The organism is Wenyingzhuangia marina (assembly GCF_900130035.1).
In the GTDB taxonomy this organism is placed as follows: domain Bacteria; phylum Bacteroidota; class Bacteroidia; order Flavobacteriales; family Flavobacteriaceae; genus Wenyingzhuangia; species Wenyingzhuangia marina.
The window spans coordinates 17363-31461 of sequence record NZ_FQXQ01000002.1 but is presented as its reverse complement, the minus strand read 5'-3'; the positions used below and the strand labels follow the sequence as shown (position 1 = coordinate 31461).

The 14099-nt window shown below is 31.9% G+C and carries 10 protein-coding genes; 2 read left to right on the top strand and 8 right to left on the bottom strand.

Annotated elements, in window-relative coordinates; all coding sequences use genetic code 11:
• Window positions 1-42 precede the first annotated feature (42 nt).
• Both BUB70_RS04195 and BUB70_RS04190 read left to right on the top strand, forming a co-directional pair.
• Complete coding sequence (locus tag BUB70_RS04195) at window positions 43-2202, top strand: glycoside hydrolase family 3 N-terminal domain-containing protein (RefSeq protein ID WP_073119736.1); 2160 nt, start codon at window positions 43-45, stop codon at window positions 2200-2202.
• Window positions 2203-2214: 12 nt separating this feature from the next.
• Window positions 2215-4152, top strand: coding sequence for a sialate O-acetylesterase (locus BUB70_RS04190; protein WP_073118660.1), 1938 nt, complete (start codon window positions 2215-2217; stop codon window positions 4150-4152).
• A 13-nt stretch (window positions 4153-4165) separates the two neighbouring features.
• Here BUB70_RS04190 and BUB70_RS04185 read toward each other — a convergent pair whose 3' ends face one another.
• The 8 genes from BUB70_RS04185 to BUB70_RS04155 form a co-directional block, all read right to left on the bottom strand.
• Window positions 4166-5230 carry a LacI family DNA-binding transcriptional regulator gene (locus BUB70_RS04185; protein WP_073118658.1) on the bottom strand — a complete coding sequence of 355 codons (1065 nt, stop codon included), beginning with the start codon at window positions 5228-5230 and terminating at the stop codon, window positions 4166-4168.
• 301 nt (window positions 5231-5531) lie between these two features.
• Window positions 5532-6785, bottom strand: a complete 1254-nt coding sequence (locus BUB70_RS04180; RefSeq protein WP_073118656.1) for a family 8 glycosyl hydrolase — start codon at window positions 6783-6785, stop codon at window positions 5532-5534.
• An 18-nt stretch (window positions 6786-6803) separates the two neighbouring features.
• Window positions 6804-7268 carry an alpha/beta hydrolase gene (locus BUB70_RS14130; protein ID WP_262508089.1) on the bottom strand — a complete coding sequence of 155 codons (465 nt, stop codon included), beginning with the start codon at window positions 7266-7268 and terminating at the stop codon, window positions 6804-6806.
• 3 nt (window positions 7269-7271) lie between these two features.
• On the bottom strand, window positions 7272-7694 hold the full coding sequence (locus BUB70_RS14125) for an alpha/beta hydrolase (RefSeq protein ID WP_200777472.1): 423 nt from the start codon (window positions 7692-7694) through the stop codon (window positions 7272-7274).
• A 10-nt stretch (window positions 7695-7704) separates the two neighbouring features.
• Window positions 7705-8859: an alpha/beta hydrolase gene (locus BUB70_RS04170; RefSeq protein WP_073118654.1), complete on the bottom strand. Its 1155-nt coding sequence runs from the start codon at window positions 8857-8859 to the stop codon at window positions 7705-7707.
• A 21-nt stretch (window positions 8860-8880) separates the two neighbouring features.
• Window positions 8881-10056, bottom strand: coding sequence for an alpha/beta hydrolase-fold protein (locus tag BUB70_RS04165; RefSeq protein ID WP_073118652.1), 1176 nt, complete (start codon window positions 10054-10056; stop codon window positions 8881-8883).
• A 3-nt stretch (window positions 10057-10059) separates the two neighbouring features.
• Window positions 10060-12732 carry an alpha/beta hydrolase-fold protein gene (locus BUB70_RS04160; protein WP_073118650.1) on the bottom strand — a complete coding sequence of 891 codons (2673 nt, stop codon included), beginning with the start codon at window positions 12730-12732 and terminating at the stop codon, window positions 10060-10062.
• Window positions 12733-12744: 12 nt separating this feature from the next.
• Window positions 12745-14052: a glycoside hydrolase gene (locus BUB70_RS04155; RefSeq protein WP_084730172.1), complete on the bottom strand. Its 1308-nt coding sequence runs from the start codon at window positions 14050-14052 to the stop codon at window positions 12745-12747.
• Between the last annotated feature and the right edge of the window lie 47 nt (window positions 14053-14099).

The window sequence follows — 14099 nt, the reverse complement described above, 5'->3', positions numbered from 1 at the left end:
ACAGACAGCAATAAGACTGAAAAAGATACAAAAAGTGATCATGTGTATACAGATTCACTTTTATTTAAAAATCCTTCAAAGCCCATAGATGCAAGAGTTGAAGATTTAATTTCTAGACTTACTCTAGAAGAAAAAGCTGCACAGATGATGAATGGAACTCCAGAAATAAAAAGGCTAGGGATACCCGCTTATGATTATTGGAACGAAGCATTACATGGAGTAGGACGTTCTTGTGCTGCCACAGTTTTTCCACAAGCGATAGGTTTGGGTGCTACTTTTGATCCAGATTTGGCTTATAGAGTGTCATCGGCCATATCAGATGAGGCTAGAGCTATTTACAATGCCACTAGTAAAAAAGGATATCATAAACAATACAATGGGTTGACTTTTTGGACACCTAACATCAATATTTTTAGAGATCCTCGTTGGGGACGTGGGCAGGAAACTTACGGAGAAGATCCATATTTAACATCTATACTAGGTGTTTCTTTTGTAAAAGGTTTACAAGGTGATCATCCTAATTATTTAAAAACAGCTGCCTGTGCCAAACACTTTGCTGTACATAGTGGGCCTGAAAAATTAAGACATGAATTTAATGCAGAAGTAAATCAAAAAGATTTGTGGGAAACTTATTTACCTGCTTTTAAAGCATTAGTGGATGCCAATGTTGAATCTATTATGTGTGCATATAATAGCACTAACGGAGAGCCATGTTGTAGTAATAACTATTTAATAGATGATGTTTTAAGAAATACCTGGAATTTTAAAGGACATGTTGTTTCTGATTGCTGGGCGTTGGTAGATTTATACAATCAACCTAATGAAGGTGGTCATGGAAGAGTACAAACCGCTGCAGAAGCTGCTGCATTGGCTATAAAAACTGGGGTTAACTTAAACTGTGGAGTTACATACGAATCACTTAGTGAAGCTGTTAAGTTAGGAATGATTACTGAAAAGGAAATAGATGAACAATTAGCTACTCTGCTAAAAACAAGATTTAAATTAGGATTATTTGATCCTGTGGGAAGCAATCCATACGATAACATTCCTTTTGAAGTAGTAAATAGTGAAAAGCATAGAGAATTATCTAAAGAAGCTGCTCAAAAAAGTATTGTTCTTCTAAAAAACAATGGAATTTTACCTCTAAAAAACGATCTATCAAAATACTTTGTTACAGGTCCAAATGCTGCTAGTATAGAAATATTGTTAGGAAATTACTATGGAGTTAACCCTAATATGGTTACTATTTTAGAAGGAGTTAGTAAAGCTATCGAACCAACCAGTCAATTACAGTACAGACTAGGAGCTATGCTAAACAAACCTTCTATAAACCCTATAAATTATGCAACAGCCCATGCAGGAAATAGTGATGTTACTATTGTTGTTTTAGGCGTTTCTAGTCAACTAGAAGGTGAAGAGGGAGATTCTTTAGATTCCGATACTGCTGGTGATATTTTAAGCTATAGTTTGCCAAAAAATCAAATTGATTATCTAAAAGAATTAAGAAAAACAGCTGATAAAAATCCTGAAGACAAAAAACCTATTATAGCAGTTATTACAGGTGGTAGTGCTATAAATCTTTCAGAAGTACAAGCACTAGCTGATGCTGTATTATTTGTTTGGTATCCTGGTGAAGAAGGAGGTACTGCAGTGGCTGATATTCTTTTTGGAAAAGTTTCTCCTTCAGGAAGATTACCTATTACCTTTCCAAAATCTATAGATCAGCTACCTGCTTTTGATGACTATGCAATGAAAGGAAGAACTTATAAATACATGGATGTAGATCCATTATATCCTTTCGGATTTGGATTGAGCTACACCACTTTTAATTACAACAACATAAAAGCTTCTTCATCATCAATATCTAAAAAAGAAAATGTTAATGTTGAAGTAAATATTACAAACACAGGTAAAATAAATGCTGATGAAGTTGTTCAAGTTTATATTTCAGATAAAAAAGCTTCTGTAACTGTACCTAATTTTAAACTTATCAAAACCAAACGAATTCACTTAAAGGCAGAACATTCTAAAAAAATTGTTTTTGAGTTGACTCCTGAAGATTTTGAAATTATTAAAAATGATGGATCTAGTACTATTGAATCAGGAGAATTTAATATTTACATTGGAGGTTCTAGCCCTATGAAACGTAGTGTTGAATTAGGAGCGTCAACAATGGCAGAAACTATAATTACCGTAAAATAATATTCATAAATAATGAACAAACTTAAATTTTTAATCACCTTATTTTTTATATATCATTCACAAATTAGTGGTCAGGTAAAACTCCCTAAACTAATTAGTGATGGTATTGTACTGCAAAGAAATACGGAAATTCCTATTTGGGGATGGGCAAGTAATAATGAAGAAATTACGGTCTCCTTTAATAAGAAAAAATATAAAACAAAAGCATCAAATACGGGTAAATGGGAAATAATATTACCTAGAATGAAAGCGGGTGGTCCATACAAAATGACAATTTCAGGTAAGAATAGTATTAACGTCAACGACATCCTTATTGGAGATGTTTGGCTTTGTGCAGGACAATCAAACATGGTACATCAATTAGATATTCATGATGTTAGATATGCAGATGAAATCAAAAATGCCAACTATCCTGAAATTCGTCATTACAAAGTTCCTACTACTACAAGCATATCTGGTGAAAAAGAAGACTTAACAGGAGGTGTTTGGCAAAAGGCTATAGGAGAACAGGTTAGACCTTTTTCAGCAGTCTCTTATTTTTTCGCTAAGAAAATTTACGAAAAATATCACATTCCTATAGGATTAATAAATGCTAGTGTTGGAGGAACTCCTATTGAAGCTTGGATTCCTGAAGAAGGATATAAAAATTTTCCTGAAATGATGAATATCATCAACGAAAATAAAGATCCTGAATTTTTAAATAAACAAAAAAGAAAACTAAGTAACTTCTCTCCTGCTTCTCCTAAAGTAAAAGATAAAGGTTTGCTTGATTCTTTAAAATGGTACGATATCAATTTTACTCCAAAAAATTGGAGAACCATAAACATTCCTGGGTATTGGGAAGACCAAGGAGTTAGCAATTTAGATGGTGTTGTTTGGTATAGAAAAGAAATTAATATTCCCGCGAATATGACGAACAAGCCTGCAAGAGTTTTTCTTGGAAGAATTGTTAATGCTGATGAATTATATATTAATGGTGAAAAGGTAGCAAATACAACTTATCAATATCCACAAAGAAGATATCATATACCTTCTAACATTTTAAAACCTGGTAAAAACACCTTTGTAGTACGTGTAACCAATAATGGAGGAAAAGGAGGTTTTGTTCCAGATAAACCATATTATATAGTTGCAGAAAATGATACAATTGATCTAAAAGGTTATTGGAAATATAAAGTAGGAGAAGTGTTTAAACCACATAAGTTTTATGGACAAAGAAATAGTATAAGAAGAATAAATCCACAAAACGAACCAACATCTTTATACAATGCTATGGTAGCTCCATTTAAACAAATATCTGTAAAAGGAATTTTATGGTATCAAGGAGAAAGTAATTCAGGTCAACCAGAAAAATATAAAGATTACATGATTGCCTTAATTAATAGTTGGAGAACGGTGTTTAAAAATAATGATATTCCTTTTATATATGCTCAACTTCCTAACTATATGGATGTGTCTTATTTACCCTCAGAAAGTAATTGGGCAAAATTAAGAGAATCTCAACTAGAGGCCTTAGAGGTTCCAAATACAGCTATGACTGTTAATATTGATCTTGGAGAATGGAATGACATTCATCCTGACAACAAGAAAGATGTTGGAGAAAGAATGGCTTTGGCTGGGTTAAAACTAGCTTATAAAGAAAATGTAGTGTATTCTGGTCCTTTATATAATGATTATAAAATAGAAGGAAATAAAGTAATTATTTCTTTTACACATATTGGTAGCGGATTAACAACCAATGATAATGAGGAATTAAGCGAATTTGCTATTGCTGGTGAAGACAAACAATATGTTTGGGCTAAAGCTAAAATAAAAGACAATAAGGTTATTGTTTGGAGTGATGAAGTTCCCAATCCTAAATATGTTAAATATGCTTGGGCTGATAATCCTGATAATCCTAATTTATATAATAAAGAAGGATTGCCGGCTTCTCCTTTTCGAACCAAATAAAATAATGATTCCTTTATATTTTAAGACTACTATTTACATTTAGTAGTCTTTTTTTGTCTGAAGATTCTCTTGCCAGCACTTCTGTTTTCAAAAAAGTCATTTCTTTTATTTCGTACTTCTTTTTATTAGGTTTTAAATTTTTTAGAATTATTTCTGCAGAGGTCTGCCCCATCTTTGATGCAGGATGTGTAATTGTTGATAAGTTAGGATCAATAATATAAGAAATCGGGTCATTGTTAAATCCTATAACAGATAATTCTTCAGGAACTTTAATTCTCATTTTTTTTGCGCACTGAATAGCACTTACCCCTAAAATATCTCCGGGAGCAAAAATACCGTCCGGACGATTCTCTAAACTTAATAACTTGTAACTTGCTTTCTCTGCCTCTTCATAAGTAATACCTCCTACTTTTATAATAAGCTCCTCTTCAATAGGCAAATTAAACTCTTTTAAAGCTTCTAAGTATCCCTTCTTCCTTTCATTATAAATACTGTATTCTGATCCTGCTGTAATATGAGCAATTCTTTTACATCCTTGAGAAATTAAGTGTTTAGTAGCTATATATCCTGATTCAAAATTATCAATAACCACACGGAATGTATTAAAGCTATTTGGAACCCTATCTACAAAAACCAAAGGAATATTGGCATCTATAAATAAATTAAAGTGATTTGTATCTACAGTTTCCATAGCTAAAGAACAAATTACACCACTAACTCTATTGCTATATAATGATTTAGTTAAACTTACTTCTTCTAAATAGGAATCATGAGATTGCATAATAACAACATTGTATCCTGCTTTATTTGCTGTTACTTCTATTCCGCTAATTAATGATGAGAGAAACGGTTGCGTAATAGTTGGCACTAAAACACCTATTGTTTTAGTTTTTTTACTTCTTAAACTTGCTGCTAAATTGTTTGGGCGATACCCCATTTCTGCAGCTGTTTTCTTTATTTTATCAATAGTTTTTTTACTTATACTATGATGATCTTTAAGTCCTCTGGAAATTGTTGATGTTGCTAAATTCAGTTTTTTAGCAATATCATATATCGTAACTTCTGTATGTTCTTTCATTTCTCTCCAATAAAAATCAAAGATACATCATTTTAACATAATATATCTTTTCATTTTCTTATCCAAATATTATCATTTGTAATTTAATTATTTAATCGGTTTTTATCTAAAAAATTATCAATAAATTTTATTATAAACTACAAATACTAAAAAAACAGATATTAAAATGACACAACTGATTGTTTTAATATTAAGAAATTATATGTTGTAATAGCTATCTAAGCTACTTATATAATGACATATTTAGCATAAAAAAATCCTAACTTTAATATTAAGTTAGGATTCTGTTTTTATATTATTTTTATTGTGGAGTTATTATTTGATAATTACCACTTAATTGCATCAAGCTAAAAAGATATAATAAACCATCATAATAAGGATCAAAATATCCATCTTCATAAGGTTCTAGTTTAGCATCCCATATCGCATGAACAAAATCTAAACTCCCCTTCTCCTTATTAATTAAAGAAGTAGTAGCTGCTGTAGAAACCAAGCCTATAGAATGTCTTAATTTTTTTACAGTACCTGCTTGTAAAATAAATTCAGGTTTAGAACCATCTAAATTAAATTGATCCTCATAAGTATCTAAACCTTTAGATCTTAAAAAATTTTGAAATCGTTTAGCATAACCTTCTTGCCAAGATTTATCTTTCCCATACCAAACATAATCCATGGCAATATTCATAGGTACACGCCAAGAATCATATCTAAATCCGGGAGGCATCCAAGGTGTAGGATGTGGTTTTCCACTAAACTCTGTATAATCAGAATTCAATCCAGTTACAGGATGTGTTGCCCTATGTAAAAATACTCTAGATGTATCTGCACATGCTCTGTAAAAATCATCATGACCATCCTTAGCATACGTTGCCCAAATTTCATAAAAAGCAGGTAAATGATATGAAGGATCCGTCCAATGATACGATTTACCCTCTGGAACAAAACTAATTTGTTTGTGTTTTAAATTTATAAGATGATAAATATTACCTGTACCATCTTTTTCCCACATAGCATCTAAAATTTTTCTAGCTTCTTTGTAATAATTAATTCCAGTATCGTTTCCCCATTTATTAGCAGCAAACAAAAGACTTGTCACATAATACAACTCGCCATCAGAAGCCGATCCTGGTGAGTTTTGTTTCATGGTTTTAGGATTAAAACTCCATGCAAAATATCCTTTCCTAGGACCTGTTTGATGTTGTAAATACGTTTTTGAAAACCTCCAAATACGATCAAAAACTTCTTTTTTATCTAACTGAACAGCAACCATCATTCCATAGGACATTCCTTCTGTTCTAATATCTTTGTTCTTAATATCTGATACATATCCTAAAGAATCTTCTACTTTAAAATAAATTCTATTTGGTCCTTCAAACAAATCCGAATATGCTTTAGACAACTTTTCTTGTATCGCTTTTTTATTATATCCTGCTTCAAGAAAAAGGTTTCTATATGTTGGTTTTAACTCTTTGTTTTGAGAAAAAGACACATTAAAACATAAAACAAATACAGTAAGCATTAATTTTATTTCATTGACTTTGTAATGTTTAGACATTGTTCCTTTTATAAAATTTTACATCCATTTATTTAATTTCATCCATTCAAAAAGTGAATTCATCCACGTAGCATGTTTAAAAATAAAACCATGATCTCCCTTTTGATAAAGATGCATTTCAACATCTACTTTATGATGTCTTAATTGTTGATAATAAAAAATACTATTATTAACGTCTACTAATTTATCATCTGTAGCATGCGTTAAATATGCTGGTGGTGTATTTTTATCAACTTGTGTTTCGTTTGAAAAAAGATGAATATCTTCTTTACTAGGAGTTTTTCCTAATAAATTATCTCTAGATCCAGAATGCGTTAAATCATCTGTCATACTAATCACTGGATACACTAAAATTTGAAAATCAGGACGAAGATTCATTTCTTCAGTATTTTCTATATAATAATTTTTATAATGAGTTGCTGCAGTAGCCGCTAAATGTCCTCCTGCAGAAAACCCCATTACACCAACTTTATTTTTATCTATTCCCTATTTTTCGGCATTTTCTCTTACTGTTTTAATAGCTTGCTGAGCATCTTGTATAGGACCTATTTTTTTATCCTCCATAGTGGTATCACTTGGCAATCTATATTTTAAAACAAAAGCAGCTATTCCTTTTTTTGCTAAAGCTTTGGCTGTACTCACTCCTTCTCCATCATAAACCACTACTCCATAACCACCACCGGGAATTATGATAACCGCTGTTCCCTGATGATTTTCTATTTCTGGCTTAAAATATTCTAATGTTGGTTTAGTAACATTAGCATAAACTCCATCTCCAGACTCTTGAATGTCTGATATTTTTGAATTAGGAATTTCCTGATTATACAACTTAATTATTTGCTGTGCACTTACAGGAATAGTGATAAAAAGTCCTATTAAAAATACGATTGTAACAAGTCTTGTTTTCATTTCTTTTTTATTAATTCTTAAAAAGTAATGGAGCAAACTGATTTAAACATCTTCTCCATGTTAACCATTCGTGAGCCGTGTTTGGTGATTCATAAAAGACATAATCAACACCTTGTTTTGTAAGCATGGCTGTAAATGCTCCTATTGAATTAGGAAAAGGTATGGGCTCTTTAGTTCCCATTCCTAGAAATAAAACATTAATTTTTTGATTTATTTTTTTAGCATCATTAAACTTTCCATTAAGGAATTTAGAAGGATCTATTTCTTCTGCAGTAGGATAGTTTGAAGTACCACTAAAACCTCCATATGATGAAAATAAATCTAAATTATTCATCAATATTCTCATCGTTTGATTAGCCCCCATAGACAATCCTGCAATAGCTCTATGCTTAGCATCACTAATGGTTCTAAACTTAGTGTCTATCATTGGAATTATTTCATGAGTCATTACTTCTTCAAAAACCGAAAAAGAAGCATTCGTCTCTCCCTCTTTACTAGCATAACCGTTATCCATAACAACAATCATAGGCACGGCTTTTTTATCTGAAATTAAATTATCAAGAATAAGATTTGCTTTTCCTTGCACAGACCAACCTGTTTCATCTTCAAAACTACCATGTTGTAAATACAAAACAGGGTAACGTTTTTTAGTATTTTGATCGTAATCTGCAGGAGTGTAAACAAAACATCTTCTCCATGAATTCGTTATTTTAGAAAAATAAATATTCTCACTAACCAATCCATGAGGAACATTTTTTAAGGCATAGAAATCTCTATCAGGTGCTGGAACTTCAATTCCACTTCCTAAACGTCCTGCTCCATAAAAATACAAGGTTCCTGGATCAGGAACAGAAGCACCATCTATATTAAGTTGATAATAATGAAACCCCTTATCTTGTGGTAAAGATACTCCTGACCAAAATCCTTTATCATCTTTAGTCAAGTTATACTTTATTCCACCTAAATCTAATTGAACATTTTTAGCTTCTTTGGCCTCTATACGAACAAGTACACGTCCTTGTGAGTTTACTTTTGGATATTCTTTTCCCGGTTGATTTACCGATGAAGACTTAAAATCTTGAATAATTTCTTCATCAACTTGAGACCAACATAAAGAGAATGAAAATAAAAGAACCAGAACCGTTTTAACAGAATATTGCTTCATAACTTACTGACTAAAAACTTATTATTTAAAAACTAAAGTTGCAAACTCCTTAAATGCTCTTCTCCAACTTTGCCATTCGTGAGCAGTTAGTTGTGATACATGAAAATGAGCATTCATTCCAGAATCTTTTAAAGCTTGGGTATTCTCTTTAGGATCTCCCCAAGAACTTTGTCTAGGATTTTCTAGTTCACGACTTCCATAACTTATAAATAAAAGTTTTACTTTTTCTTTAAAATCAGGTGATTTTTTAAGATCTTCTAAACTTATACTACCTCCACTAAACATACCTACAGAAGAAAACAAATCTGGACGGTCTAAAGTAATTACACGTGTTTGCATACCTCCCATAGACAAACCAGCCATAGCTCTATTAGAAGCATCCGAAAACGTACGGTAGTTTGCTTCTACCATAGGAATGATATCTTTTATTAGTGTGTTTTTAAATCCATCTGCCCAACCTTGTGGTGGCCATGTACGCTTTACTCCCTCTTCTTGAGGTTTTGAATTGGATTTTTTTGGCATTCTCCAAGTACCGTTATCCATAACAATAATAAATGGCTTGGCTTTGCCTTCGGCTAATAAATTATCTAGAATAAGATTGGCATGTCCTTGATTAGACCAACCTGTCTCATTTTCTCCTCCACCATGCTGTAAATACAAAACTGGATATTTTTCACTCGTATTTTCATTATATTCAGGTGGTGTATAAACAAAACAACGACGTGTACTATTGTTAACTTTAGAAAAATAAATGTGTTCGCGAACTTCTCCATGAGGCACATTTTTTAACGCATAAAAGTCTTGATCTTTGGCAGGCACTTCAATACCACTTCCCCAACGACCTGCTCCAAAAAAGTATAAACTTCCTGGATCAGGAACAGAAGCTCCATCAATGTTAAGTTGATAATAATGAAATCCTTCATCTTGTGGTGCTGATTCACCAATCCAAACACCATTTCCATCTTTTGATAAATCATACTTTACACCTCCAATATCTAACTGAACTTTTTTTGCTTCAGGTGCTGAGATTCTAACCCTTACTCTTCCTTCAGAATTTACCTGTGGATACTCTTTTCCTTCTTGGGTGGTTTTAGAAGTCACAAAATCTTCAATTACAGATTCTTGTGCTATACATATAGTATTGATGAATACCGTTACCAAAAAAATGAATAAAACTTTATTTTTTAATTTTTTCATAGCTTAATTTTTAAATAAAAGAGGTGCTAAATTATATAAAGCTCTACGCCATGTTAAAAACTCATGACCAGTTCCTTCTGAAATATGCGAAACAGTATTAACTCCAGCTTCTTTAAGTGCTTTGGTTGCTTTTTTTACGTCTTCTGGATTTTCTTTACTTCCACAACTTAAAAAGACTAATTTTAAATTTGAATGATTTGCTAAATCTTCTGGAGTGTATGTACCTCCACTTAAAATTGCATAATGTGAAAATACTTCTGGTTTATTTAGCGTGATTAAACGAGTTTCAAAACCTCCCATTGACAAACCTGCCATGGCACGATTTACTTGATCTGATTTTGTACGGAAATGAGTATCAATATAAGGAATTAACTCATCAACCATAACAGTTTGAAAACGGCTGATATCAAATTCATTTAACTTACCCCATTTAACTTCATTAGTCATTCCATAAGTCATTACAACAATAAAAGGTTCTATTTTCCCTTCAGCAATTAAATTATCCATAATTAAGTTTGCGTGACCTTGTTTACTCCATGAAGTTTCATTTTCTCCCCATCCATGTTGAAGGTATAAAACAGGATATTCCTTGTTTGAATTATTATATCCTGGTGGTGTATATACAAATGCTCTACGAGTTGTTCTTGTACTTTTTGATGGAAATAAAATTTCTTGTGTATTACCATGAGGTACGTCTTTTAAAGCATAAAAATCTTGATCTTTTGCAGGAACCTCAATACCACTTGCAATACGTTCCATACCATAAAAGGTATTTGTTGATGGATCTACAACTTCTGCTCCATCAATATTTAACACATAATAATGAAAACCTGGGTCTAAAGCATCTGTAGTAACATTCCAATATCCATCAGCACCTTTAATCATGTTATATTTTTTACCAAAATTTACATGTACATTATTAGCATTAGGAGCTTTAACTTTAAAAACAGCTCTATTACTAGGTAACACTTGTGGATATTGTGCATTGTTAATGTTTGTTACTGAAGGGGTTCCTAATAAAGAATATTTTGTAAGTGATTCTGTATTGACAGGTTTAAACAAAAACTGTGAAAACATATATAATCCGTTTTTCCAAACCTTAAAATCATGATATCCTGGTTCTAAATAATAAACATGAGGAACATTGTTTTCAAATAAATAATCGTGTGTACGTTTACTAAATGGTAACAATCCATCTTTGTCTCCACAAGAAATCCATAATAATTTTAACTGTTCTTTTGTTTCTTCTGGATTTGGCACCAACTCTTCGGGTGCTTTCGTATTAGGTGCAGATGAAAAACCACCTACCCAAGCAAATTTATTTAAATTCCCTAATCCAAAGTTTAAAGATTGTCCACCTCCCATAGACAAACCAGCAATAGCACGGTGTTCTCTATCTTTATAAACTTTATACTTTTTTTCTATAAAAGGAATTAAATCATTTAACAAATCTTTTTCAAAAGTAGAAAATGCCTCCACTTTATCTTTAGCCATAATATTACCAGTAGCACTATCATCTTTCATAGCTCTACCATTTGGCAATACTACAATCATTGGTTCTAGTTTGTTTTCAGCATATAAATTATCCAAAATATGTTGAGGATTTCCATGTTTAAACCATTCATTTTCATCACCTCCAATTCCGTGTAATAAATACAATACCGGATATTTTTTATTTTTATTATAACCAGGAGGAGTGTAAACATTGGCCTTACGTGTAACTCCTACTGTTTTAGATTTATAACTAATTGTTTCTACATTTCCATGCTTAACTTTTGATTTTTCTTGATCAAACCCAAATGGAGCCTTTAATATTATTGGCTCTTTATCTCTATAAGCTACGTAACCTAATAAAGAAAGCATTTTTTCTGCATATCTTTTTCCTAAAGTTCTATATCCCTCAGCATTAAAATGTAAATTATCTGAAGCTACAGAACATCCTTTTGAAGAAATAACTGAAGCCGAAGGAATGGTTTCTGGCAATTTTGCTATAATCTTATTCATACTAGCACAAATTCCTCCTTGCTCTTCGTGTACTGTTTCCCCTGATAAAAGAGGAACACTATTTGGATCTAAGTTTAAATCTTTTAATAGGTTGTCATAAACAATTTTTACTTTTTCTGGCCAAAGTTCATCTCCTGTGTTAGATTCTCCTTGGTGTAATAATATTCCTTTAATAACTCCATCTTTCTGAGCTATTTTTGCCATTTCTACAAGTCTAGCATAAGGATTTCCATCATATTCCTTAATCATATTTTTCATCCAATCAGGAGCATCTTTTGCGTAAGACTGATATTTATCTTTGTCAAATAATTCAATTTTACATCCGCCAACAGCTACGTTAATTACTCCAACTTTTACATTATTTGGTAAATTATCTAGCATTGTTCTACCAAAATAATCTACAGGAGTAAGTCCAGTATTACAACGGCATAATGGTGGCACTGCTGTGTACCACTTTCCTTTTTCTCTTCCTAAATCTGGACAATCTAAAGCTGCTAAAACTTTAAATCGATTATTTACTTTAACGGTGTCTTGAGCTTCAATTTTTGCAGCTCCTTCCATATTGGATTGACCAAAACTTAAGTAAATATGAAAATTTGAATCTTGTGAAAAAATATTTTGCCCCACTAACAACAGTAGTAACAAACATGAAATTTTAATATTGTTTTTCATCATTATATATTTTTAATTGTTTAATTCTAAAGTAATTACACTATTGGCAGGGACACTTAAGGCACAAACATCATTAGTAACAGAAAGTGTTTCAACCTCCATCGAAACCCATTGAGAGGTTAAATACTTTATAGCTTTATCATAAATAATATTGTTAATCTCAACATTCTCAAAATCTTTATTTTCAGGATTAACAATTACAACAACAGTCTTCTCATTTCCTTTATATGCCGTAATTTTTAAAGGAGAGGTTTCTTCTACTATCTCTGTTCCTATTCTTACATAATCTGGTCGGATAAACTTAGAAAAGTGTGAATATGCATAACCGCGTTTTAATACATTTCCAGAAACTGTTCCTTGTTCTCCATCACCAATAAAAGAATAATAACGCTTGATGTACCACCAAATAAAGGCATTCCAGTTACTTGTCATGGCTTCATGCATTTTGGTAAGCATTTCAATTGATTCTTTCCATTTATCAAATTCTGATCTTTCTCCCCATGGTGTAGCTCCAGAATTTCCTGTTCCTAAATTTAACAACCATTCTGTCATCCAAATCTCTTTATTTTGTTGTTCTGCCAAAGGAAATTTTCCAATTCCACTACCGTATAAATGCCCCGCTACAATATCTAATTTAGCTGATGCTTCAGGATCAGAAAGAATTGCATTGGTCATCTGTGGATTAAAATTCAGAGATTCTGGACCAGCCAATTCTGCTCCAACAATTTCACCTGGAGCTTTTAAGAAATTAATCATTTCTTCTGCAGTCCAATCACATGACTCATAATTTGCTTTCCAATCGGGTTCATTTTGAATAGAAACAACATCTATAACAGCACCTTTTGATTTCATAAATTCAATAAATTCGTTTATGTAATCTTTAAAAGCCTTGTAATTTTCAGGTAAAAGATGTCCTCCAACATCACTATTATTACTTTTCAAAGCTGCTGGCGGAGACCATGGACATGCCAACACCTTTATGTTTCTTACATTGGCCTCTATCACAGAATTAACAATAAGATTCCAATCATTTTTATTAGATGATAGCCTAACTCTAAAAAGACTCAATCCCAATTGATTTTCTCCTAAACCAAATGATGTTTCAGCTTCATTAGAACTTAAAGTTTCATTTCCCCACATTCTATTAGCCCCTCCAAACCCAGTAATTTTTTGATGTATTTCTTCTGAAAGAATGTTTACTGTTATTGGTTTTTCTTTTGGGGGTTGATATGTTAAAGTTTCAATAGAATCTTCTTTACCACAAGCGGCCATCAATATAATTGAAGTTATAGCAATTCCTTTTTTTATTATTCTTTTCATTCTTTTTTAGCTTAAAATTAGTATCACCTGCATTAAGTTAATTATAC

What these genes read in the sequence shown, in the direction of transcription:
- BUB70_RS04185 (WP_073118658.1), bottom strand. Translation starts at nt 5,230, where the DNA reads ATGAAAGAACATACAGAAGTTACGATATATGATATTGCTAAAAAACTG.
- BUB70_RS04190 (WP_073118660.1), top strand. Translation starts at nt 2,215, where the DNA reads ATGAACAAACTTAAATTTTTAATCACCTTATTTTTTATATATCATTCA.
- BUB70_RS04170 (WP_073118654.1), bottom strand. Translation starts at nt 8,859, where the DNA reads ATGAAGCAATATTCTGTTAAAACGGTTCTGGTTCTTTTATTTTCATTC.
- BUB70_RS04180 (WP_073118656.1), bottom strand. Translation starts at nt 6,785, where the DNA reads ATGTCTAAACATTACAAAGTCAATGAAATAAAATTAATGCTTACTGTA.
- BUB70_RS14125 (WP_200777472.1), bottom strand. Translation starts at nt 7,694, where the DNA reads ATGAAAACAAGACTTGTTACAATCGTATTTTTAATAGGACTTTTTATC.
- BUB70_RS04165 (WP_073118652.1), bottom strand. Translation starts at nt 10,056, where the DNA reads ATGAAAAAATTAAAAAATAAAGTTTTATTCATTTTTTTGGTAACGGTA.
- BUB70_RS04160 (WP_073118650.1), bottom strand. Translation starts at nt 12,732, where the DNA reads ATGAAAAACAATATTAAAATTTCATGTTTGTTACTACTGTTGTTAGTG.
- BUB70_RS04155 (WP_084730172.1), bottom strand. Translation starts at nt 14,052, where the DNA reads ATGAAAAGAATAATAAAAAAAGGAATTGCTATAACTTCAATTATATTG.